The following is a 23082-nucleotide window of genomic DNA, read 5'->3' on the forward strand; positions in this document are numbered from 1 at the left end:
TACTTTTTTCATTGTGGAACTATAACATAGCACTTCGACTGCGCTCAATATAAAATCTCAAATTTTTTAAACAGTCCTTTAATCCCTCATTGAGGGTTTAATTTACCAAGGTTTGCCATAAAATTAACTTCCGAATTCACACTTTAAAAGTTTAACCCGAAATTTTTAACTTTAATAACAATCCTTTACTTTTTCAAAGCCGGGATTCTTAAAACTTGTCCCGGATATATTTTATCTGGATCTGTAAGCATTGGCTTGTTTGCTTCAAATATTTCTGGATATCTATTTGCAGACCCGTAATGTTCTTTTGCTATTTTACCTAAGGTATCGCCTCTTTCTACCGTATGGAAAATAGCTTCGGGCTCTTTGTTTTCCACTACCATATTATCGTCTACCTGTGCGATTCCTTCTACATTTCCAACAACCAAAATAATTTTTTCCCTAGTGGACTGATCGTATGCTTTACCACTTATTGTGGCCATATCGTCTTCGATACGAATTTTGAGGTTTTCAATTTTAAGGTTGAGGTCATGTATGGTGGTTTCCAGTTTTTGGGCTGCTTTTTTATTTTCCAACTCCTCTTCTCTCTCCTTTTCTACAGTTACTACAGCAGCTTTATCCCTAGTGTTTTTTTTAGATCCAAAAATTTTGGCGCCCGCATTTTTAATAAAAGTAAATAATCCCATTCTATTTTTATTTTTTATTGATTTAGATTTCTTCCTACAAATTACAAATTCAACTTTACACAAACTATTATTTTTGCATTAAAGTTTTGTTAGTATATAAAAAAACAGCGCGGAGCTTTAAAACCCATGCGCTGTTTCATTAACTAACCAACCAAAAAACTAAATATAAAGACGATAATATCTGCTATTACCAATCTTTAGAATTATAACGGATATAAAACGAAAACATTGTAGAGGATTAATAATAAATTGTTTGTCCGTAAAGTTCCCAACCTGAAAAAGGACGTCATTCAGTTCCGATAGCTATCGGAATTGTTTCAGAATCTCATTTCACTGGAAACCAATGCAACATGGAGACCCTGAAATAAATTACCATTGACATATTTTTTAGAAATATCGATTTCCTGTGATAAATCACAATGGTTTTAGAATGGCTACCAATGAAAAAAATCTTTGGCCACGAATGCACGAATTATTGATTTGAAAAATCCTGAACAATATTCGTGCATTCGTGGCAGTAAAAAGCACTTCGATCCAATAGAGATCCCTCCTAGCGTCGGGATGACATATGAATAAATCGTCATCCCATGTTTGTATCTAAGGCCCCTCGTCATTCTGAACTCGTTTCAGAATCTCATGTATGTTAAATTAGACCCTGAATCAAGTTCAGGGTGACAAATGGGAAGCTGCCTTGAGATCCCTCCGAGCGTCGGGATGATATAGGAATAAATTGTCATCCCATGTTTGTATCGAAGGCCTCTCGTCATGCTGAACTTGTTTCAGCATCTCATGTATGTCAAATTAGATCCTGAATCCAGTTCAGGGTGACGAATGGCGAGCTGTTTTGAGACCCTTCGACAAGCTCAGTCTGAGAGCCTCTTTTTGCCATTCCGAACATAGTGAAGAATCTCTAAGGAGCAGCAATAATATATAATAAAAGAGATCCTTCCTTCGTCAGGATGACAAAAGGGGGTATAATTGTCCCTTCGAGCGGAGTCGAGAAGTCGTTCTGCCCCGATAATATGAAAATCGAAATGTGTTTCTAAACATAGGGAAGAATCTTAATGAAGCAGTAATGCGTTATAAAAATAGTTCTCGACTTTAGCCTGTATTGAGCGAAGTCGAAATGCCCGAAATAACGCTTTTTTTTAAAATATTCGTGAATTCGTGCAGTAAAAAGCACTTCGATCCAATAGAGATCCCTCCTAGCGTCGGGATGATATAGGAATAAAATTGTCATCCCATGTTTGTATCTAAGGCCCCTCGTCATGCTGAACTTGTTTCAGAATCTCATTTCAATGGAAACCAATGCAATATTGAGACCCTGAAATAATCCCGAAAGCTTTCGGGACAGCGTGACGAAAGAACTATCTATTAGGACAAAAAACGGATATACATATAATTAAAACCCGAAGAATTTACTTTATGTTAAAATTATGTATTTTTGGTACGAATAAAATCTATTATGACTAACTCTCCAAAATTTGGTGTATTTGGCGGCGGAAGTTGGGCCACCGCAATCGTTAAGATGCTCACCGAGAATCTTGACGAAATTAACTGGTATATGCGTAACGAATCTGCCATAGAACATATAAGAACACAAGACCACAACCCCAACTATCTAAGTTCAGTTGAATTTGATGTGAAAAAGCTTCATTTAAGCAATGATATTAATGAAGTGGTGAAGAATTCAGATTATTTAATATTTGCCATTCCTTCAGCATTTGTAAAAAGAGAATTGGATCATCTCACAGAATCCGTGGAGGGAAAAGTGATCTTTTCAGCAATTAAAGGAATTGTGCCGGAAACCGGTTTGATTGTAGGAGAACATTTTAATCAGGAGTTTTTTGTGCCCGAAGATAATATAGGAGTGATCACGGGACCTTGCCATGCTGAAGAAGTTGCACTTGAGCGTCTTTCTTATCTAACCATTGCTTGCTTGGATGAAGAAAAAGCACAAATTATGGCGAAACATTTACAGAGCGATTACATTACCTGTAAAACCAGCGACGATGTAAATGGAACCGAGTATGCCGCTATGTTAAAGAATATTTATGCCATTGCTGCGGGAATCGCCCACGGACTTGGATATGGCGATAATTTCCAGAGTGTATTAATGAGCAACGCCATTCGAGAGATGAAGAAGTTCATCAAAAAAGTGCACAAGATGAAACGCAACATCAATGATTCCGCCTATCTGGGAGACCTTTTGGTTACCGGGTATTCTGTTTTTAGTAGAAATAGGATGTTTGGGAACATGATTGGGAAAGGATATACCGTGAAAAGTGCGCAAATGGAAATGAGTATGGTTGCTGAAGGCTACTACGCTGCGGAAAGTGCTTACAAAATAAACAAAGAAAAAGGAGCAAAAACCCCAATTATCGATGCAGTATACAGCATTTTGTACGAAGGGAAAAACCCAAAGAACGTATTTAAGAAACTAGCCGAAAAACTGGATTAAAAAGGCTTCTGGCTTTACAACTTCCTTATCTTCAATCTTATGAACAACTCCGTCCTAAAGGGCAGCTTATTGGTTGCCTTAGGCGCATCCAGCTATGGAATGCTAACCACCTTTGTAAAAATGGCGTATGCTGAAGGTTACACTTCTTATGAAATCACCTTTTCTCAAATGTTATTGGGTCTTATTGGACTAATAATCATCAATTTCCTCTTCGTTAAAGAAAAACAGAGCTATACTACAGAAACCAAGACCAAAAGCATTTTAAAACTGATGGCCGCAGGAACCTCTTTAGGCCTAACAAGCATTTTTTACTATATCTCGGTTAAATATATTCCTGTTTCCATAGGAATCGTTTTGTTGATGCAAAGCGTTTGGATGGGTGTATTACTTGAAGCTTTTATGACCAGGAAAAAACCTGGTTTGAATAAAATATTGGCTGTAATAGTAATCCTAATTGGTACCGTATTGGCGACAAATATCCTAATGGACTCTCTAGAGTTGGATTGGCGAGGTATTGGCTGGGGGCTTTTGGCTGCGGTATCTTATACTGTAACCATCTACACATCGAATACCTTAGCACTGCATTTGCATTCCTTTAGACGCAGTTTATGGATGATGTTGGGCGGAACAATAATTATTGCCATAATCTCTGCTCCTTTTCTATTAGAGCAATTCAACTTGGAGATCTTTAAAAAATGGGGATTATTGTTGGCTTTATTTGGCACCATCTTGCCACCTATCCTTTTTACAAGCGGAATGCCCAAAATAAATGTAGGCTTGGGGGCAATTATTTCTTCGGTGGAACTTCCCGTGGCCGTAATTCTGGCTTACCTATTGTTAGATGAGGTAATAAATATCTATCAATGGGCTGGAATTATAATTATTCTAGGATCGGTGTTCCTTATGAACCTGCCAAAACTTTTTAAAACCAAGAAGCAAGTAGATAAATAGTTATCTAAACCGCCAAAATACCTTTCAAATTCATGATCGGGATTTCTCCTAAAGCAGCTTCTTTTACGGTGTTTTTAGCAAGGGTAAAAGTACGTTCATACATTTTTCCTTCAGCAAAAAAGGTAATGGCAAATTTGTTGTCCAATTGCAATAGTTTTTCTTGTAAAAACTCGATTTTAGCGAAGTATTTAGCAGGAAGCATTTTTATGGAATGCCTCATAGCAGGAGTGATTTTTTTCTCGTTAGAGCCACTGGCAACAATAAGGACCATCTCCAAAGGAAGTTTCTTGTCGTTAATAATATAGACGTTCCAATCCATGGTTTTATATTCCGGATGCTGTTCATGGACAGCCGCAACATACACATCCTTCACTTCGGGTATTTCAATATCTTTTTTCAACTACAAGGCCGATTTAAACTGTTCCAGAAAACGAACATCATTTTCATAGAACATTCTAATATCCCCTATTTGGTACAACAACATCGCAATTCGCTCTATCCCCATCCCAAAGGCAAAACCAGAGTGTTCTGTAGGATCTATTCCGCAGTTCTTTAAAACATTGGGGTCCACCATTCCGCAGCCCATAATTTCCAACCAACCGGTTCCTTTGGTAATACGGTAATCGGTTTCTGTTTCCAGCCCCCAATAAATATCGACCTCGGCACTAGGTTCTGTAAACGGAAAATAAGAAGGTCTTAAGCGAATCTTCGATTTTCCGAAGAGTTGTTTTGTGAAATAAAGCAAGGTTTGCTTCAGGTCTGCAAACGAAACATCCTTGTCTATATACAAACCTTCTACTTGATGAAAAATACAATGGGACCTTGCCGAAATCGCTTCATTTCTAAAAACCCTTCCAGGGGAAATAGTCCTAATTGGCGGTTTGTTTTCCTCCATATATCGCACCTGTACAGAAGACGTGTGGGTACGCAATAGGATATCTGATGGATCGGTTTGAATAAAGAACGTATCCTGCATATCTCTTGCAGGGTGATATTCCGGAAGGTTCAATGCCGTAAAATTATGCCAGTCATCTTCAATTTCTGGTCCTTCAGAAACATTGAACCCAATATTGGAGAAGATCTCTATAATCTGATTTTTAACAATGGAAATCGGGTGTCTAGCTCCTATTTGGATAGGTTCCGATGGTCGTGTAAGATCACCATACTTCCCTTTTTCCTCTTGTTTTCCTTCCAAGGCTTCCTTTAAAGCAGCCACTTTTTCGGTAGCAGCATTCTTTAGCGCATTGATGGCTTGACCAAAATCTTTTTTCTGACCATTGGGCACATTTTTAAATTCAGCAAAAAACTGATTTAAAAAACCTTTCTTTCCCAAATATTCAATTCTAAAAGCTTCAATTTCTGAAGGATTACCTGAATTAAATCCTTCCACCTTCGAAATATGCTCCTTTATCTTATCAATCATCAATATATTTTTTTAAAGAGGGGGCAAATTTACTAAAAATGAGCATTTTGCCCACTATCCCAATACGCTTATTCTATATATCCTTTTTCAATAAAATAGGTCACGATCGCTTCTTTCATCAATACTGATTGTTCCCCAGCTTTTAAACTTGGCAAAGCCTCCAAAACCTTATAATGTGGCCAGCTCTCTTCATCGAAATAATCGAATTCATAATATCCATAAGGTTCCAAAAGCCTGCATATTGCAATATGCATCAAATCTAGTTTATGGTCCTTTTTGAATTTCTTATGAGGTTGCCCCAATTCCTGAACCCCCACCAAGTATATAATTGCGTCCAGGTCCAATACATCCCCATCTGCAAACTGATTGGATATTTTTTGTTGTAAAACACCCCAACGTTCTTTTAATTGTTCATCTCTTGCCATTTGGCAAAGATACGTATCTTAGGGCTTGCAACACTATCCAAAAAAGATGAATATTGTAGATATTATATTGGGCGTAATCCTACTATACGGACTTGTACGAGGTTTTTTTCGCGGTTTTTTTGCTGAATTGGCTTCCCTGATTGGTTTTATATTAGGAATTTACATCGCGGTCTATTTTTCGCATTATTTAAGTGATTATTTAGTTGAAAGGGTTTCGTGGAACATGAGGTTTGTTAATCTAGCTTCTTTTGCCATCACTTTTATAATGGTGGTTTTCCTAATTTCACTTGCAGGAAAATTCTTGACCAAAATAGCAGGGTTTGCTGCGCTTGGAATTTTAAACAAGCTAATTGGTGCCGGTTTCGGCTTTATAAAAGTGGCTTTTGTAGCCAGTGTGGTAATTATGTTCTTCGTGTCTACCAACGAGAATATCAATATTGTAGAGCAAGACACACTAGAAGAATCCATTTTATATGCCCCCATAAGAACTATTGCTCCAAATTTTATTCCAGCAATTCTAAGGGAGGCCCGGGATTTGGATCTTATTAAGGAGAAAGAAGAATCTGAAGCATAAAAAATCCGCCAACTTAATTCAATAAAAGTGAATTAAGTTGGCGTACTATATTCTTTGATTGTTTTACTAGAAATTTAACTGATACACATCGTCTAGTTGTGAATCATTACCAACATTTACTCCAAGATCCTTTATTATTCCAGATCCTACTCCATACACCCACCCATGAACTTGTAGCTCCTGATTGTTCTTCCATGCATTCTGAATTATTGAAGTCTTTGCAAGGTCGAAAACCTGCTCTTTTACATTCAGCTCTACAAAGGTGTCAAAACGTTGTTTTTCATTAGAAATACTATCTAATTCTTTTTTGTGCAACCTATAAACATCTTTAATATGACGAATCCAGTTATCTATTAAGCCAACAGATTGTTGTCCCATTGCTGCTTTAACACCTCCACAACCGTAGTGTCCACATACAATTACGTGCTTCACTTTCAGTACATTTACGGCGTAATCCAGCACACTCAACATGTTCATGTCTGTATGCACCACCATATTTGCTATATTTCTATGTACAAATACTTCTCCAGGTTCTGCACCAATAATCTCATTTGCTGGCACTCTACTATCTGCGCACCCAATCCATAAAATTGGTGGACTTTGACCCTGAGCTAACTTGTTAAAGAATTCTGGGTCGAGTTTTAACTTGCTCTCTACCCACTTTTTATTGTTATCTATTAAATTCTTATATAAATCGTTCATATTTTTATTGTTTTTTGATTAAAAAGTGTCTTTTACATTTTGATAAATGAAACTCATACTTTCTTTAAAATTACTAAAAATGTGTTCTTCTGCAACCAGATCGGGAATTATATCTATGCGTTCCATCAAATATCTTGGTTGTTTCTGAAGGTTTGTGAGAAGTGGGGTAATTCCATTATTTCTTAATTTCATCAACACTTCTTCCAATGCATACAATCCAGATTGATCTATATAAGGAACACGCCCCATTCTTATAATTACATGGGAAGCCGTTGCCGGAATTTCATTTACCAATAACTGAAACTCATTTGTATACCCAAAAAACAAGGGCCCATCCAATCTTTTAATGTAGATCTCTTCCTTTAATCGGGTTGGAAAGTTCATTTCATCTGCCCATCGCTTCTTCAATTCATCTGCGGCATCTAATCTCACAACATTCGATTTTCCTGCAGAAACTTCTCCCATCTTTTTCATAAAGATCAAGGAAGCTATTACCAGTCCAATCCCAACGGCGTAAACCAAGTCCCAGAAAGTGGCCAATAAAAGCACCGTGATCATAATAATTACTTCTGTTGTCGGCATATATGGGATTGCCTTAAGCCCTTTATAATCCATCACTCCAATACCAACGGTAATTAAGATCCCGGCCAGCACCGCTGCCGGTATTTGTGAGGCGATAGGTCCCAATGCCAATAAAACTATCAAAAGAACAATGGATGCAACCATCCCAGACAACCTTGTCTTCCCACCAGAATTAATATTCACAACAGTCCTAATGGTTGCTCCCGCACCTGGTAATCCACCAAATAAAGCCGCTATACTATTTCCAATACCTTGGCCCACCAATTCTTTATTGGGGTTGTGTTTCGTTTTGGTCATGTTAGCTGCCACTACAGAGGTAAGCAGAGAATCTATTGCTCCCAAAAGCGCGAGTGTAAGCGCTGTAAATATATATGGAGATATCACCCCGAAATTAAAATTCGAAAAAATATCTAGGTGTGGCATTGGCCATCCCCCTGGAATTTGCTGAATTGGCCTATAATCCAATCCAAGGAAATATGCCCCAAAAGATACTGCCAGTAGCGAAACCAATGTGCTCGGTACTGCTGTCGTGATCCTCTTGAAACCATAAATTATAAAGATGGTCAAGAACGCCAGAATAAATTCTAAATAATCTATTTGCTGAAAAGCTCTCGGCAAGGATTTTATAGCCCCTAGAACCCCAGAAGTTTCACTTTTCGCAATATTTTGTGCTTCCTTTTGGATATCTGCCTCGGTGGTGTTTTCAGCCTTAACTATGGTTTCCTTTAGATTTTCAAGCACCAAGATACCTTCCCCGGCCTCTTCCTTAAGAAGGATTTTTAATAACACCTCTTGAGCTTGGGGTTTAAAACTGTCAATAAAGGCTTTATCATCCTGAACATAGTATCCCAATAACGGAAGAAATTGAGTAATAAGAATGATAATCCCAATGGCGGTCATAAATCCAGAGACCACAGGGTAAGGAATATATTTTATATATTTCCCAAATTTTAAGACCCCCAATATAACCTGAAAAAGACCTGCTAAAAGGAAAACGATTAAAATAAAAGGCAAGGCCTTAGCTACATCCCCTTCATTAACCCCGATAATTCCTGCAATTATCACCATGGAAACCGCGGTCATTGGCGCAGTTGGCCCGGATATTTGAACCGGGGTTCCTCCAAACATGGAAGCAAAGAACCCAATGAATATCGCTCCATATAATCCGGCGTCTGGTCCAAGACCAGATTGTACCCCAAATGCAAGCGCTAAAGGCAAGGCCACAATTCCTGCTGTAATTCCACCAAACACGTCACCTTTAAAATGTGCAAATAAATTTTTCATTGATTATTTTATTTTATAACCCAACTACTAGTGGAAAAGGATTGGAAATTTATGGTGGTGATCAATTTGAAAAATCCAGTGAATCACCTCGCTAAATCAATATTAAGCAGGAGAATTTTGTTAAGAGATGCGAGGAGGGGGAACCGTGATGTTTAAATACACGCAAAATTTGTTGTTATTTAAATGCATGGAAAAATGGTGTTTTTTACCACTTAATTCCAATGTGGGGAAACAACTTGATTTTAAAACAACATCCCAATCCAACCCGATCTTGCATTTATTGGGGTTCGTGTTTTCTTCTTCAAAAAAAGAAGTATTGGAAATAGCTTTATCCATATCCAAAAATGATATGACAGGTGGGGCCAGTAAGAAGGCTAAGAAAATGAAGATATATGTATAAAATTTCACCTGTTATTATTCGAGACATGTAAAACTAAGGGAATCGTTAACCCCAAATGTTAAATGTACCTTAAATATAAAGTTTCATTGTTTAACTAGCAAACCCAACAAGCATTCTTAAAAAACATTTAAGAACATAAAAAATTATGAGTAAAAAATCTAAAGGAGGCAGGCCGTAGGGGTATTTCGTCCCCCACTATGGGGATCATTTTGGCTTCAGGATCAAAAACCGTCCCGAAAGCTTTCGGGATTATATTCCCCCTCAGCCAGAACTGCCAAAAAGGGCAGTTCCAACCAGCTCCCAAGGAGAGCTGAAACGGAAACCCCGAGGCAGAGCCATCGGGGAATTTTATAGATTCAACAAAATTGAACCAGTCATCGGACTTATGTTATTGTTTATTTCGTTAGAAATTCAATTGGTAGACATCATCCAGCTGCGAATCGTTACTTATGTTTACTTCCAGGTCCTTAATAATCCCGGATCCCACTCCATATACCCATCCATGAACATGTAATTCTTGGTCTTTTTTCCATGCATTCTGAATTATGGAAGTCTTCGCCAGGTCAAAAACCTGTTCCTTCACATTAAATTCAACAAAAGAATCAAAACGCTCCTTTTCATCGGGGATCGCATCTAATTCAGATTTATGCAGTCTATATACATCTTTTATGTGACGGATCCAGTTGTCTATTAATCCTACGGATTGTTGTCCCATTGCTGCTTTTACCCCACCGCAACCATAATGTCCACAAACTATCACATGTTTCACTTTAAGCACATTTACGGCATAATCCAACACGCTTAGCATGTTCATATCCGAGTGTACCACCATATTTGCAATATTTCTATGTACAAATACCTCTCCCGGTGCTGCCCCTATTATTTCATTGGCAGGCACTCGGCTATCTGCACAACCAATCCAAAGGATAGGCGGATTTTGACCCTTCGCCAATTTTTTAAAGAATTCCGGATCAAGATCCAATTTGCTCTCTACCCATTTCTTGTTGTTGTCTATTAAATTTTTATATAAGTTGCTCATGATTGTTTTTTTTAAATTTATTTTTAATGTGCTGGTTCAAAAACTTCTACTCCAAAGATCTCTCTATAATTAACGGGGTTTTCAAACTCCCCCCTTTCAGAAATAAGTTTGATGTTTATGTTCCTGTTGCTTGCTGTAATTGCAAAATCATCCAGGATCTCCAAAACATCCAGATCCAAAGATTTGGTTTTGGTCACGTCAATATCTAAAGAGGTGTTTTTTGGCAAGGAATTAAGCTCACGTTGAATTGCTCCTTTGTTTAGAAATGTAACCTCTTCTGCAAACACCATTTTCATTTTGCTTTTGCCATTGGAAACATCCTCAATATGTAGAAAATGTGAGTTCTTATAGCTATTTATCAAAATGGTGATAATCCCAACGGATAGTCCCAACAGGATGCCCACTAAAAGATCTGTTGCCACTATTGCCACAACCGTAACAACAAAGGGAACAAACTGGGATTTGCCCAGTTTGAACATTTGAACGTATTGTTTGGGATTGGCCAATTTGTAACCAATTATCAATAATACCGCCGCCAATACTCCCAGTGGAATTAAATTGAGAAAACGCGGAATTAACAGGACACTAAAAAGCAGTAAAAATCCGTGAAGTATAGTAGAAAGTTTTGTTTTACCGCCGCTCATAACATTGGCGGTACTTCTTACAATTACTTGAGTAATTGGTAAACCCCCAACTAAACCAGAAAATGTGTTTCCTAAACCTTGCGCCATAAGCTCCCTATTTGTGGGTGTTACTCTCTTTTTGGGATCTAATTTATCTGTAGCCTCCACACTCAATAATGTTTCCAAACTGGCAACCACCGCAATGGTAATTGCTACCATATAAATTTTAGAATTCCCAAGTTGCGTGAAATCCGGGAAGGTAAATTGCCCAATAAAATCTGAAATGCCATCGGGTACAGGTACGATCACAAGATTGTTCCCCGTAATTTCCAAAATGGAAGCAGTATCCCTAAAGATTAGTTGATAAATAATCCCTGCAATAACAGCAACCAAAGGTCCCGGTACCAGTTTGAAGAATTTACTCCTCTTTGCCAATACCTTATCCCAAAGCAACAAGATCATTAAGGAAATAGCTGTTATTAAAACAACCCCTACAGAAACATAATCTGTCATGTGAGCCAAGCTTAAAAAAGTGTCCTGTCCTGTAGTCTCAAAGAAGGAAAAAACACTCTCAGATTGATCATCAAATCCCATTGCCAATGGTATTTGTTTCAAGAAAATAATGATCCCAATTGCAGAGAGCATTCCTTTTATCACCGAAGATGGAAAGAAATACCCTATTACCCCAGCCTTTAACAATCCTAAAATAATCTGCATAATCCCGGCAAGAACCACGGCAACCAGAAACAGCTCGTAACTTCCAAGATCTGAAATTGCTGTGAGCACCACCACTGCCAAACCTGCTGCAGGGCCACTAACCCCAAGTGAAGAACCCGAGGCAGCCCCTACTATAATTCCTCCAATAATACCGGCAATGACTCCTGAAAACAAAGGTGCCCCACTGGCTAGGGCTATTCCCAAGCATAAGGGTAGGGCAACAAAAAACACTACTAAACTCGATGGTAAGTCGTTTTTTAAATTTTTAAACATCTAAATACTATGTGTAACAAGAATTGTAATGGTATATCCTCCAAGTCATAGCGCGTTGATGCTGCTACTCTCCCAAAGAGATGCAATTACATAAAGGAAGATGGGAACCTTATTTTGGTCCCGCTCCTTGTTAATTCTTTTATTTATAATTAATTGAGAATGGACGGTACTTTTGTAATATAAATAGGCCAAGAAACACATTGCCAATACTTAAATATTAGAAGATGGTATGTAGTAAACTTTAGCTTAAATTAAAAGTAACGCGGAGATCGAAAAGGCTTAGGCCAATTCTGGCGGTGGGGATATTACTTCCGGATAGAGGGATTGTAGATCATGCCTCTCTTTATCCATAATCAAAGATTTTTTTGGTAATAGTTCGATATTCAAATGATTCGCTCTTGTCTCGTTGAATACAAATTCTATTGAAATATTGTTCTTGGCTTGTTCTTCTTCTGTATTGGAAAAAACAAAGGAGATATCGGTATTGTTATCTATAAGGACCGCAATAGTAGGTACCGTGAGGAAACTCACGAAAATGAACACTAATATTTTAGCTGTCTTCAACATTTCGGCAAAAATAGCAATATTTATTAGTTAGCTGAAAATATTGGTGCAATTTAACCTATCCTTAGCATTTGACCAATCTATCTAAGAAATTTGAGTGAAGACTTGTCTGTCCATCCTGTGGAACCATTGGCCAGTTCTAATTGAATCCAATCCTGAAAGGTGTTAAGAATTTGCACTTTTGTGCCTTCATGAAGGAGAAATAGCTCGTTCCCCCTTAAATTAGGCTCACTACGCACCGGTACTTCTTCAGCAAAAACGATGGCAAACTCATTGTTTAGAGTAACGTTTTTTAAATGAAACGCGAAAATCAAAGAGATAAAGGAAATTATTACAGCGGTAATTGCAACGGTAAAAAATAGGCGTTTCCATTTACTGGCCACACTAAAATAGTAGAGTAAAAATAGTACTGCAAAAATTGCAGCTCCCAGTATCGCGATCCACGCCCATCCATTAAAACTGAAAATACTGATCGTACTGGTGATAAAATTGGATAGTCCCGATTTTGGCACTTCCTTAATATCGTCTATTACCATATTATTGGCAAATTCCAGATTGTTTTGGATCGTTTTGTCTGCAGGATCTAGCAATAAGGCTTTTTCATAATTATAAACACTTTCAGCTATATGATTGAGCTTATAATGAGCATTCCCTAAATTGAAATACAACTCTGCCGATTCTTCCCCGTTTTCCAGCACTTCGGTATATAAGCTTATTGCTTCGGGATAATTCCCTGTATTATAGGCATTGTTGGCTTTTTGGAACAATGCATTGTTCTGCGCCACCATTGGAGCACAAATTAATAGTAAAAGGAACAGTATTCTTTTCATGCTTATAACTGTTTATCTAATGCTGAAATGGTAGCTGCGGCTTTTTCATAATCCTGATTCATGGCAACACTGGACGAAGGAGCATACCTGGCAAACTCACAACTTTCTATAAGGGAAATAAATTCTTTGGTCGTTGTTGGATCCACTTTCCTGTCTTGCAACAGCGCATCTATTTTATCTTTGCTCATTTCGTTGGTCTGGATATGCAACTTGGCTTTGAGATAATTGTGCAATGCGCGCTCCAGAGCTATATAAAATGCCTTTTGATCTCCCAAGTTGTTCTTAGCCTCAGAAAGGTATTTCTTTGCAAGGCGATTCGCTTTTTTAATCTTTTTGCCCTGTACATCATCTGCCATTTCCCGTCTCTTTTTCCCAAGAAGAATTCCCAAGAATACAATTGCAATGGGAAGCGACAAAAATGTCCAAAATATTGCTGAACCCAAAAATGGCCCGGAATTTATAGGCTTTAGATCAGTGTTTAACTTGATATATTCAAACTGCTTTCCGGTGGCTTCAACAGGCAGTTTATTTACCCCATTATTCCCAGCCGAAAATGAGGAAGTTGCAGGGGCACCCGAAACTTCCAACAAAATTTCTTCAGCATTAATGGTCTTATAACTTTTACTGCTTAAATCGAAATAGGAAAAGGATAAAGCAGGAATTGGAAAATTCCCTTTTTGATTGGGCACAACGGTATACGTATCTGCAATACTTCCTTGTGTGCCGTTGAGATCTGTTCTAACATTTTCAATACGTTCCGGCTCGTATAATTCTATAGAACTTGGAACCTCCAACTTCGGAAGATCAAAAAGTTTTAAATTTCCTTTCCCGGAAACTTGAACTTTTAGCGTTAAAGATTCGGTTGCAGCTAACTGGGTCTTACTTGCGTTCACCTTAAAATCAAAGTTCCCAACAGCCCCAGTGAAGTTGGCGGGCTTATTGGCAAGTGGCAATGGCTTCACATTGATGGTCCTTTTTCCCGCAGTAACCGTCTTATCTACCGTTTTATAAAGTCTGCCACCAAAAATATCCCGTCGCTCACTAGGCACGTCCACAGATACTGTTAAAGCCAAAGGTTGAATTTCAAGCTCCCCGGTTTTTTGTGGATATAAAATGGTCTTTCTAAGAACTACAAACCTATATGGTTCTCCTTCATATGTACCTGATTCAATTTTTAACTGCCTAATATCTATATTCTGGCTCCAAAAATCGCTGTAAACGGGGCTATCCATTTCCCTCCAATTGCTTACACTCACCAAGGGGCTCACATATAATTTATAGACCACCGTGATGGCTTCATTTAAAAACGGATTGGAATCGGAAATCTCTGCAACAAGATGAAGGTTTTCTGAAGCAACAAAATCTGAATTATCACCGTCTTTGGGCGTTGCCACTGCGCCGGTAACTTCTACTTGGATTGGCGTTGTTTTATAGACCTCATCGTCTATGGTTATCTCTGCTTGCGCTATTGTAAATTTTCCTCGCGATGTTGGTGCCAGAAAGTAACTGTATGTTTTAGAGTAGGTGCGTTTCCCATTGATCCAACTATTGCTAACTGCCTGATTTGGCCCGCCAACCACAGTAAATCCATTGAATGAAGGTGGCATAAAATTATCTCCATCCTTGTTCATCTCAAAATCTACTCTTAGGCGTTCGTTAACTCCCAACTTATTCTTGCTCGCTTTGGCTTCAAACTTTACCTGAGCAACAGAAATTGTAGATATCGCCAGAAAAAACGACAGTATGATTATTCTTAATTTCATTCGTAATTGCACTTTTTTATTGAAATCCTTATTTCTTACCAGTCTTTGGCAGTCCTTGTTTTTGCCCCTTTTGCCTTTTCAGCATTTATTTTATCCTGAACCTTTTTCTCTTCGTTGTTCATGGCTTCCAATAAATTTTTTATTTGCTGAGGGGAAAGCTGTCCTGACTGCGGCTGTTGTGGCTGCTCTTTTTCTTGATCTCCTTTTTCATCTTTTTGTTCTTTCTGATCTTTAGGCTCTCCTTTATCATCTGGCTTTTCAGGTTCTTTTTTAGGCTCCTTTTCCTTATCGCCACCTTCATTCTCCTTATTATCCCCTTGATCTTTTTTATCCTTTTCCCCTTGCTCGTCTTCCTTTTTCTCTTTATTCTGATCTTCTTTTTCCTGCTCTTTATCTTTTTGATCGTCCTTTTTGTCGTCCTGATCTTTGTTTTCTTGCTGCTGCTTTTCCAACATTTTCTTCGCTAAGGCCAAATTGTACCTGGTTTGCTCATCTGTTGGGTTATTTCTCAACGCATTTTTATAAGCGGCTATTGCTTCTGCATATTTTTTTTGGTCCATATAGGAATTCCCCATATTATGAAAAACATCATGCTTGGCATCCTTTGTTTCTGCCACTTTTGCAGCCTCTTTGTATCTGGAAGTGGCTTGTGCAGGCTTTTCTTTTCCGTAGTACATATTCGCCATGTTATATCTGGCCTTAGTACTGGATTCGTTTTTAGAAACCGCCTTTCTATAGGAAGCTTCTGCGGAAGAAAAATCGTTTTCCCCCAATTCTTCTTCAGCAGTTTTTAAGATCTTATTGGTTTCCCGATTCAATTTCTTATCGTTCTCTTGAAGCGTTTGTGCTTGTAAGCTTGAAACAAACAAGAAAAAGCCCACCAAAATTAAGTTGATGCGCGATGGAATTAAATGATTTCTCAAAAAGTTCTTCATCTTATTTTTTATGTTCATTAAACAGGTTCAATCTCTTGATCCATTTGGTTTTTCTTTCCAATAAAAAGACATCTAAGAGCAGCAACAATATTGCCAATCCCAAAAACCACTGAAATTGTGACTGATAATCTGCAAATTGCTTGGCTTCAAACTCGGTTTTATCCAGTTTTTGAAGGCTTTCTGTCACTTTTTCCAGAACTTCATTGGTAACATTCCCTTGAATATATTCTCCATTGGCATCATCTGCAATTTCTTTCAAAGTAGCCTCATTCAGTTTAGTGATCACCGTTTCACCATTCTGGTCTTTTTTATACGTCTGTACCACCCCATTTCTTTTGATTGGGATTGGCCCGCCTTTTAAAGAACCTACACCTATTGTAAAGATACGGATCCCTTTATCGGCTGCTTCTTTTGCCACATTTCCAATATCGCCTTCGTGGTCTTCCCCATCGCTAATAATAAAAAGCACCTTGCTGGTCTGGTCTTCTTCGTTGAAATAAGTAGAAGAAAGTTCGATTGCCTCTTTAATGGCGGTTCCTTGTGACGAAACCATATCGGTGTTCATGGCCTGTAAGAACATCTTGGCCGAAGCATAATCGGTGGTAATTGGCAGTTGCGGGAAAGCACTTCCAGCGTAGGCAATAATTCCAATTCGGTCACTTGCCAGATTATTTATGATCTGGGTTACCAATTGTTTGGACTTTTCCAATCTATTAGGGGCAACATCTTCTGCCTCCATACTTTTGGAAACATCTATCGCAAAAACAATATCTACCCCTTCCCTGGTCACCGTTTCCATCTTGGTTCCTATTTTAGGATTTACCAAGGCAAGAATTAAAAACACAAAAGCCAATAACAACAAACTGAATTTTAACCAGGGTTTAAAAACAGATTTATCTGGTGTGAGTTGCTCCAGCATTTCCGGAGAAGCAAATTGTTTTTGCTTGGATTTTCTCCAAAACAATAAACCTACAAAAAGAACTATTAAAGCCGGGATAATCAGCAATAACCAGAAAAATTTTTCTTCTTCTAAAATATACATCTGTGTTCTTTTATAAATGTGAGAATTCGCTCGTGCGTTTCCCTAAATAAAACTTCTAAAAATCGTGAACCTCAAAAATAATTCCAGCAGCAATAAAAATCCGGCGATTAATACCAGCATTCTAAAATTCTCCTGATAATTATAATATTTAAATTCTTCTACTTCGGTTTTTTCCAGACTATCTATTTCTTCATAGATATCTTCCAACTTCTTATTATTGGTGGCCCTAAAATATTTCCCTCCGGTGGTCCTGGCAATTTCCTTTAGCAAATCTTCATCTATTTCTACTTTCTGGTTTCCATATCGAAAATTCCCATTTGGTAAAATCCCTATTGGGGAAAGTGCCATCCCGTTGCTCCCAACTCCAATAGTATATACTTTAATACCATATTCAACTGCCAATTCACTTGCGATCTTAGGGTCTATAAAGCCAGCGTTGTTTACCCCATCTGTTAATAAAATAATAACTTTGCTCAAAGCCTTACTATCCTTAATTCGGTTAACAGATGTTGCCAAACCCATTCCAATAGCGGTTCCATTCACCAAAACCGGACTGTAATCTATATCTTTAAGAGAACTCAACACAACCGCTTTATCACTGGTGATAGGGGTTTTAGTGAAGCTTTCTCCCGCATATTGCACCAGTCCAATTCTGTCCGTAGGTCTACCCTTGATAAATTCACTTGCCACTTCCTTTAAGGCCTCAAGCCTATTGGGTTTTAGATCGCGAGCTAGCATACTTGCGGAAACATCTATGGCAAGCACAATATCTATTCCTTCTGTAGAAGTGGTTTTTGTTGAAATATCTGTGGTTCTAGGTCTTGCCATTGCCACAATAAGCAAGGCCAAAGCAACTAAGCGCAATAGGAATAACCCATGTTTTAAATAAGGCAGTACGCTGTGATTCTTTTTAAAACCTTGGGTGCTGGACATCTTCAAAGATGCTTGCTGTTTGTCCCGTTTCCAAAAATACCAAACCGCTGCAATCGGCAGTAAAACCAAAAGCCAAAAAAATTGAGGGCTTTCAAATGTGAAATTGTCAAACATTAATTAATGGGTTTTTCAAATTCAACGGAATTGATTATTCTATTTGCGATCTCATCGGCATATTCATCTTGCTCATTATAGAGCACTGTTATTTGCTGAAAACCACCATTTACGGCAAAATTCAGGATCATATATTTCTTGTTGATGCTCCTATCCTTTTTCGGGATTTCCATTTCTAGGGTGCCGAAAACTTTAACGCCTTTCACCCCTTCCAAGGTGCTATATTCTTCATCTTTTGTAATGATGTTTTTAGCACCCTTCTTTTCCAAATTGGCATAAACACCATCTACAGCAGTATCCAATTCAAATTTCACACCCTGCTGAAACCTTACCGTACTTAAAACCACATACAGCTCTTCATCTAGATCACCGTCGATAAAAGTTTCATTGCCCACCAACATTTCCTTGGCTTCATTTGGCATATCCAGCTCCCCGCGTTTTAGAACCCGCGGCGTAATAATGCTAACCGATGGATCTCCATATTCGCTTTGTATCCATTCGCCATCCAACAATTCCTTTGTGGGATTCCCGCCAAATAGGTCTACCAAATAGTCGTAACCTTTAGTATTTACAAGTACGGTTCCTATAATGAAAATCAGAATTAATCCAACCAGCGAAGCCGTGATGATCTTTTTCTTTTTTTTCTTTTTTAATTGAAGTTGCCTGTATTCCTCATCTTTTAACAATTCTTCTTCTGTCGGCTCGGGAATTGCAGCTTTGGTATCTATAATTACGTGTTCAATTTTAGACCTATCAGATTTTGCGGTAATAATATCTGGCTTGGTATTGGCGAATTTCGCGAGATCGGCACGTTGTAAAATCACTTGAAGATCTGTGATAGTTTGCTCACTTAGCTTAAGCTCTCCTGTTTCTTTTTTGAGTTCCAAGAAATGAATAAGCTCTGAGGTGGTACTTTCCATGGCCCTTAAATGCACCTCATCTTCTATATATCTTCTAACCGCTTCGGTTAATTTTGAATAGTATTCCTTGGTTTGCCTTTTTTCCAATAAATGGGATTTATCGAGTTGCTCCAACTCGAACAAAGCCCGCTCATAAGGAGGCAATTGTTTGATGGCGGCATCCCTTTTCTTTTTTCTTCGGATAAAATAAAAAACAATCCCAGCAACTATAAGGAAACCTAAAACCCACCACACCCAATTCGGAATTTCGAAACCAGAAGGCACTTCCATAGCTGGTTTTATGGGAAACATTTTTTGTTTGGTGGTATCTACCACCACATCGGCAACTTCCACCCGAAAAGAATCTGTTAAAAATGCACGCTCATTTATTAAAACCCGCTGCTGCGGAATGGTATAACTCCCCGAATCAAACTGGGTTAAATAATACTCTTTTAATAATCTAAACCTATTTTCTATCCTGGAAGTATCGGTAGATAGAGATTCCACCACTTCCAAAGGATTAAAGGTTGCACCTTCCGGAAAGACTACCAACACTGTAGAATCGGCCTCAACAGAGATTTTATATTTTATTTGTTCTCCAATTTTTATTGAAGCAGAATCTATTTCCGCAGAAATTTTTGGGGTTTGAGCAAAACTATTTAGGGATGTAAACAATAACAGTGCGAAAAGTGCCATTTTTCCTATGCCTTTCACGTAACTAGATAAATTAAAAATATAAGCAAGTTGCATTGTTTGCAAACCCAAATTTCTAAATGTTGAAAATTTTTGTGTCATTATAAATCCTTAGCCTCTTCTTTTAAAATAACCCAACAGTTTTTTTACATAACCTTCATCCACACGTGTATTTATAGTGCCTGCGCCGCTTTTATTAAAGCTGTCTTTAAAATAAACTTCCCGTTCCCTGAAATATTTTGCATAGTTGGTTCTAACAGATTTGGCTCCTGTATTCACCATCATCATTTCACCAGTTTCACTATCCAACATTTGTACCAACCCAAGGTTAGGAATTTCTTCTTCCCGCTCATCGTAAATACGAATTCCTGTAACATCGTGCTTTCCACTGAGGATTTTCAATGTTTGCTGATAGCCATCGTCCATAAAATCTGAAAGCACAAAGACGATCGCTTTCTTCTTCATTACACTGCTCACATATTTCAGGGCTTCAACAAGATTTGTATTCTTGCCTTTAGGTTCGAATTCCAGCAATTCCCTGATAATTCGAAGCACATGAGATCTGCCCTTTTTCGGCGGAATAAATAATTCCATTTGATCTGAAAATAACAACAGGCCTATTTTATCATTATTTTGAGTTGCTGAAAATGCCAAAGTCGCTGCGATTTCTGTAATAATTTCCTTTTTAGATTGAGATTTGGTTCCAAAAAATTCGGATCCTGAAATATCCACCACCAACATCATGGTCAGCTCTCTTTCTTCTTCAAAAACCTTTACAAATGGCTCATTATATCTGGCGGTTACATTCCAATCTATACTTCTAACATCGTCCCCAAATTGATAACTCCGTACTTCACTAAAAGTCATTCCACGACCCTTGAATGTAGAATGATACTCTCCACCAAACACGTGATTGCTCAAACGCTTGGTCTTGATCTCAATTTTTCGGACTTTCTTAAGTAGTTCTTTGGTATCCATAGCTTTTAAAGCTCTGATGAATGTGGAATAAGATTATTTTTTGGAAGTTTAATTATTGGGAAATCATGCTAGGGCACTTCTACCTCATTGATGATCTTCTGGATAATATCTTCGGAAGTTACGTTTTCTGCCTCGGCTTCATAAGTAATTCCAATCCTATGTCTCAACACATCGTAAACAATGGCTCGAACATCTTCAGGAATCACATAGCCCCTTCGTTTTATAAAAGCATAACATTTGGCTGCGATGGCCAAATTGATACTTCCCCGAGGAGAAGCTCCAAAGTTTATAAGTGGTTTTAATTCTGGTAGATTATATTTCTCAGGATTTCTGGTAGCAAAGACGATATCCAAAATATATTTTTCGATCTTCTCGTCCATATACACTTCACGCACTGCAGCTTGCGCTCTGGCAATTTGCTCCAAGCTCACCACCTGGTTCACTTTCTCGAACCCATCCTTTAAATTGGCCCTTATAATAAGTTGTTCATGCGCCATTTCTGGATACTTGATCACCGTCTTCAGCATGAACCTATCTACCTGAGCTTCCGGCAACGGATATGTTCCTTCTTGCTCCACCGGGTTTTGTGTAGCCATTACCAAAAACGGCCTATCTAAAATAAAGGTTTCGTCGCCAATAGTAACTTGCTTTTCCTGCATTGCTTCCAAAAGTGCCGATTGCACTTTTGCCGGTGCACGGTTGATCTCATCTGCCAATACAAAATTGGCGAAAATCGGCCCTTTTTTAATGCTGAAATCATTGACCTTCATATTATAGATCATGGTTCCCACAACATCTGCGGGCAAAAGATCCGGAGTAAACTGGATTCTACTAAAACTTCCGTGTACCGCTTGTGAAAGCGTGTTAATTGCTAAGGTTTTTGCAAGACCGGGAACACCTTCTAAAAGGATGTGCCCTTGCCCCAATAAACCAATTAATAAACGCTCTACCATTTCCTTTTGCCCAACGATCACTTTATTGATCTCGGTCGTAAGAATATCTACAAAGGCACTCTCTCTTTCTATTTTCTCATTAAGACTTGAAATGTCTACCGGCGCATTATTTTCTATCATGGATATTATATTTAATATGTGAAGATATTTACAAATTACGAAAGGTGCAAATAGAGCAATTATTGAACCATAAACGTTAAAATGACAAGAAAAAAATAGGGCTCACTAAAATTTTTTAATTTTAATGAGCCCTTCTAAAAAAGAAATCTAACCTCTAATTCAAAAAGATCGTTTCCAAATCTATGGTTCCGTTAGCAGTAACCTCAATGTTATTCATTGTTTTCACTTGGAATCCAGACAATGAAGAAGGTGTAATGGTAATTTTATAAACTCCTGCAGGAACTCCGTTTAATGCAAATTCTCCATTGGCATTTGTAAAAGCAGAAATTTTGTTAGCTGCATTTTGTGCAGTAATCTCATATTGAAAATTTGTTGGGTGAACTGCTCCTACAATAGTTCCAGTTTCAGCAGTTGCAGTAGCACGAATCACAGGCTTTAAAATAAAACCACCTGAATTACCAGCAGATACAATTGATTGATCTACATCAAAATCTAACAAAAACTCATACTCTAGTCCTGCCTCTAATTCTTGATCTACTTTAATTTTTAATCCAGATTGTTGTGCACTTGGAGTACTTAGTTCTTGTCTTGAACCATCATTTAAAATTAAATAATTGTCTCCACCAAGTACTAGTCTAATCTGACTAAGATATCCAGCTTCCACCTCAGCATCTGCCAGTAATTGTGTTGTTCCACCTGTAAGCTCTAAAAGATCATACACGCCTGTTTGCACACCAGATAGACTCACCCAACCTTCTTCAGAAACTGAAGCGTCAGATTTTACCATAACATCTACCACATTTACAAAGACTGCTTTGTAATCACCCGGGGCATCGGTCATTCTCACTTTTACTCTAGCAGAATTCTCTCCATTGGAATCATCATCACTACAGCTAAACAATAAGGTTACAGCAAGTATAGCCACTAAAAATCCTGTAAATTTCTTCATTCTCATATTTGTTGATCGCTTTTTCATATTAAAATTGATTTGGTTTTGATGTGGATAACGGTACATTATATAATAGATTTTATGGTGCGATCACAATTAACTATTTTTAACAAGTCTTAACGTTCGTTTTACAATTGATACCAATCTTATTCTTGATACATTTTATAAC

Annotated in this window: 22 protein-coding genes; 4 read left to right on the top strand and 18 right to left on the bottom strand. The window is 38.0% G+C overall.

Features of this window, described 5'->3' with window-relative positions; genetic code table 11:
- Positions 1 to 185 precede the first annotated feature (185 nt).
- Positions 186 to 686 carry a peptidoglycan-binding protein LysM gene (gene lysM / locus JM83_RS05715; protein WP_144960202.1) on the bottom strand — a complete coding sequence of 167 codons (501 nt, stop codon included), beginning with the start codon at positions 684 to 686 and terminating at the stop codon, positions 186 to 188.
- A gap of 1465 nt (positions 687 to 2151) precedes the next feature.
- On the opposite strand from lysM, the gene JM83_RS05720 reads away from it, so the two are divergent.
- Together JM83_RS05720 and JM83_RS05725 are read left to right on the top strand one after the other, a co-directional pair.
- Positions 2152 to 3147 (top strand): NAD(P)H-dependent glycerol-3-phosphate dehydrogenase, encoded by a 996-nt coding sequence (locus JM83_RS05720; protein ID WP_144963692.1) that lies wholly within the window; start codon positions 2152 to 2154, stop codon positions 3145 to 3147.
- A 39-nt stretch (positions 3148 to 3186) separates the two neighbouring features.
- A complete protein-coding gene (locus JM83_RS05725; RefSeq protein WP_144960204.1) occupies positions 3187 to 4098 on the top strand; it encodes an EamA family transporter in 912 nt (303 codons plus the stop codon).
- Between the two features lie 4 nt (positions 4099 to 4102).
- On the opposite strand, the gene JM83_RS05730 is transcribed toward JM83_RS05725, so the two are convergent.
- The 3 genes from JM83_RS05730 to JM83_RS05740 all read right to left on the bottom strand — a co-directional run bounded on the left by JM83_RS05730 (position 4103) and on the right by JM83_RS05740 (position 5946).
- Positions 4103 to 4498 carry a hypothetical protein gene (locus JM83_RS05730; RefSeq protein WP_144960206.1) on the bottom strand — a complete coding sequence of 132 codons (396 nt, stop codon included), beginning with the start codon at positions 4496 to 4498 and terminating at the stop codon, positions 4103 to 4105.
- Positions 4499 to 5521, bottom strand: a complete 1023-nt coding sequence (pheS, locus tag JM83_RS05735; RefSeq protein ID WP_144960208.1) for a phenylalanine--tRNA ligase subunit alpha — start codon at positions 5519 to 5521, stop codon at positions 4499 to 4501.
- Between the two features lie 68 nt (positions 5522 to 5589).
- Positions 5590 to 5946, bottom strand: coding sequence for a hypothetical protein (locus JM83_RS05740; protein WP_144960210.1), 357 nt, complete (start codon positions 5944 to 5946; stop codon positions 5590 to 5592).
- 46 nt (positions 5947 to 5992) lie between these two features.
- Here JM83_RS05740 and JM83_RS05745 point away from each other — a divergent pair, with 46 nt between their 5' ends.
- On the top strand, positions 5993 to 6520 hold the full coding sequence (locus JM83_RS05745; protein ID WP_144960212.1) for a CvpA family protein: 528 nt from the start codon (positions 5993 to 5995) through the stop codon (positions 6518 to 6520).
- A 66-nt stretch (positions 6521 to 6586) separates the two neighbouring features.
- Here the strand turns inward: JM83_RS05745 and can (JM83_RS05750) are convergent, their stop codons facing one another.
- Both can (JM83_RS05750) and JM83_RS05755 read right to left on the bottom strand, forming a co-directional pair.
- Positions 6587 to 7222, bottom strand: a complete 636-nt coding sequence (gene can, locus JM83_RS05750; protein ID WP_144960214.1) for a carbonate dehydratase — start codon at positions 7220 to 7222, stop codon at positions 6587 to 6589.
- A gap of 18 nt (positions 7223 to 7240) precedes the next feature.
- Entirely contained in the window at positions 7241 to 9088 is a 1848-nt protein-coding gene (locus JM83_RS05755) for a SulP family inorganic anion transporter (protein ID WP_144960216.1), read from the bottom strand.
- Between the two features lie 187 nt (positions 9089 to 9275).
- On the opposite strand from JM83_RS05755, the gene JM83_RS05760 reads away from it, so the two are divergent.
- Complete coding sequence (locus JM83_RS05760; protein ID WP_144960217.1) at positions 9276 to 9488, top strand: hypothetical protein; 213 nt, start codon at positions 9276 to 9278, stop codon at positions 9486 to 9488.
- Positions 9489 to 9891: 403 nt separating this feature from the next.
- Here the strand turns inward: JM83_RS05760 and can (JM83_RS05765) are convergent, their stop codons facing one another.
- The 12 genes from can (JM83_RS05765) to JM83_RS05820 form a co-directional block, all read right to left on the bottom strand.
- A complete protein-coding gene (gene can, locus JM83_RS05765) occupies positions 9892 to 10527 on the bottom strand; it encodes a carbonate dehydratase (protein WP_144960219.1) in 636 nt (211 codons plus the stop codon).
- 23 nt (positions 10528 to 10550) lie between these two features.
- A complete protein-coding gene (locus JM83_RS05770) occupies positions 10551 to 12140 on the bottom strand; it encodes a SulP family inorganic anion transporter (protein WP_144960221.1) in 1590 nt (529 codons plus the stop codon).
- 279 nt (positions 12141 to 12419) lie between these two features.
- Positions 12420 to 12707, bottom strand: coding sequence for a hypothetical protein (locus JM83_RS05775; protein WP_144960224.1), 288 nt, complete (start codon positions 12705 to 12707; stop codon positions 12420 to 12422).
- Positions 12708 to 12784: 77 nt separating this feature from the next.
- The gene (locus JM83_RS05780) at positions 12785 to 13534 is read right to left on the bottom strand and encodes a tetratricopeptide repeat protein (RefSeq protein ID WP_144960226.1); all 750 of its coding nucleotides are present in this window, start codon (positions 13532 to 13534) and stop codon (positions 12785 to 12787) included.
- Between the two features lie 2 nt (positions 13535 to 13536).
- Positions 13537 to 15297: a BatD family protein gene (locus JM83_RS05785; RefSeq protein ID WP_144960228.1), complete on the bottom strand. Its 1761-nt coding sequence runs from the start codon at positions 15295 to 15297 to the stop codon at positions 13537 to 13539.
- A 35-nt stretch (positions 15298 to 15332) separates the two neighbouring features.
- Positions 15333 to 16232 carry a tetratricopeptide repeat protein gene (locus JM83_RS05790; protein ID WP_144960230.1) on the bottom strand — a complete coding sequence of 300 codons (900 nt, stop codon included), beginning with the start codon at positions 16230 to 16232 and terminating at the stop codon, positions 15333 to 15335.
- Between the two features lies 1 nt (position 16233).
- Positions 16234 to 17274 carry a vWA domain-containing protein gene (locus JM83_RS05795; protein ID WP_144960232.1) on the bottom strand — a complete coding sequence of 347 codons (1041 nt, stop codon included), beginning with the start codon at positions 17272 to 17274 and terminating at the stop codon, positions 16234 to 16236.
- A 42-nt stretch (positions 17275 to 17316) separates the two neighbouring features.
- On the bottom strand, positions 17317 to 18321 hold the full coding sequence (locus JM83_RS05800) for a vWA domain-containing protein (RefSeq protein WP_144960234.1): 1005 nt from the start codon (positions 18319 to 18321) through the stop codon (positions 17317 to 17319).
- A complete protein-coding gene (locus JM83_RS05805) occupies positions 18321 to 19970 on the bottom strand; it encodes a BatD family protein (protein ID WP_261376368.1) in 1650 nt (549 codons plus the stop codon). Before JM83_RS05805 ends, JM83_RS05800 begins: the two co-directional genes overlap by 1 nt.
- A gap of 54 nt (positions 19971 to 20024) precedes the next feature.
- The gene (locus JM83_RS05810) at positions 20025 to 20891 is read right to left on the bottom strand and encodes a DUF58 domain-containing protein (protein ID WP_144960238.1); all 867 of its coding nucleotides are present in this window, start codon (positions 20889 to 20891) and stop codon (positions 20025 to 20027) included.
- A gap of 68 nt (positions 20892 to 20959) precedes the next feature.
- On the bottom strand, positions 20960 to 21964 hold the full coding sequence (locus JM83_RS05815; protein ID WP_144960240.1) for an AAA family ATPase: 1005 nt from the start codon (positions 21962 to 21964) through the stop codon (positions 20960 to 20962).
- Between the two features lie 154 nt (positions 21965 to 22118).
- Complete coding sequence (locus tag JM83_RS05820; protein ID WP_144960242.1) at positions 22119 to 22940, bottom strand: DUF4382 domain-containing protein; 822 nt, start codon at positions 22938 to 22940, stop codon at positions 22119 to 22121.
- Positions 22941 to 23082 lie beyond the last annotated feature (142 nt).

This window comes from Gillisia sp. Hel_I_86 (assembly GCF_007827275.1).
Taxonomy (GTDB): Bacteria; Bacteroidota; Bacteroidia; order Flavobacteriales; family Flavobacteriaceae; genus Gillisia.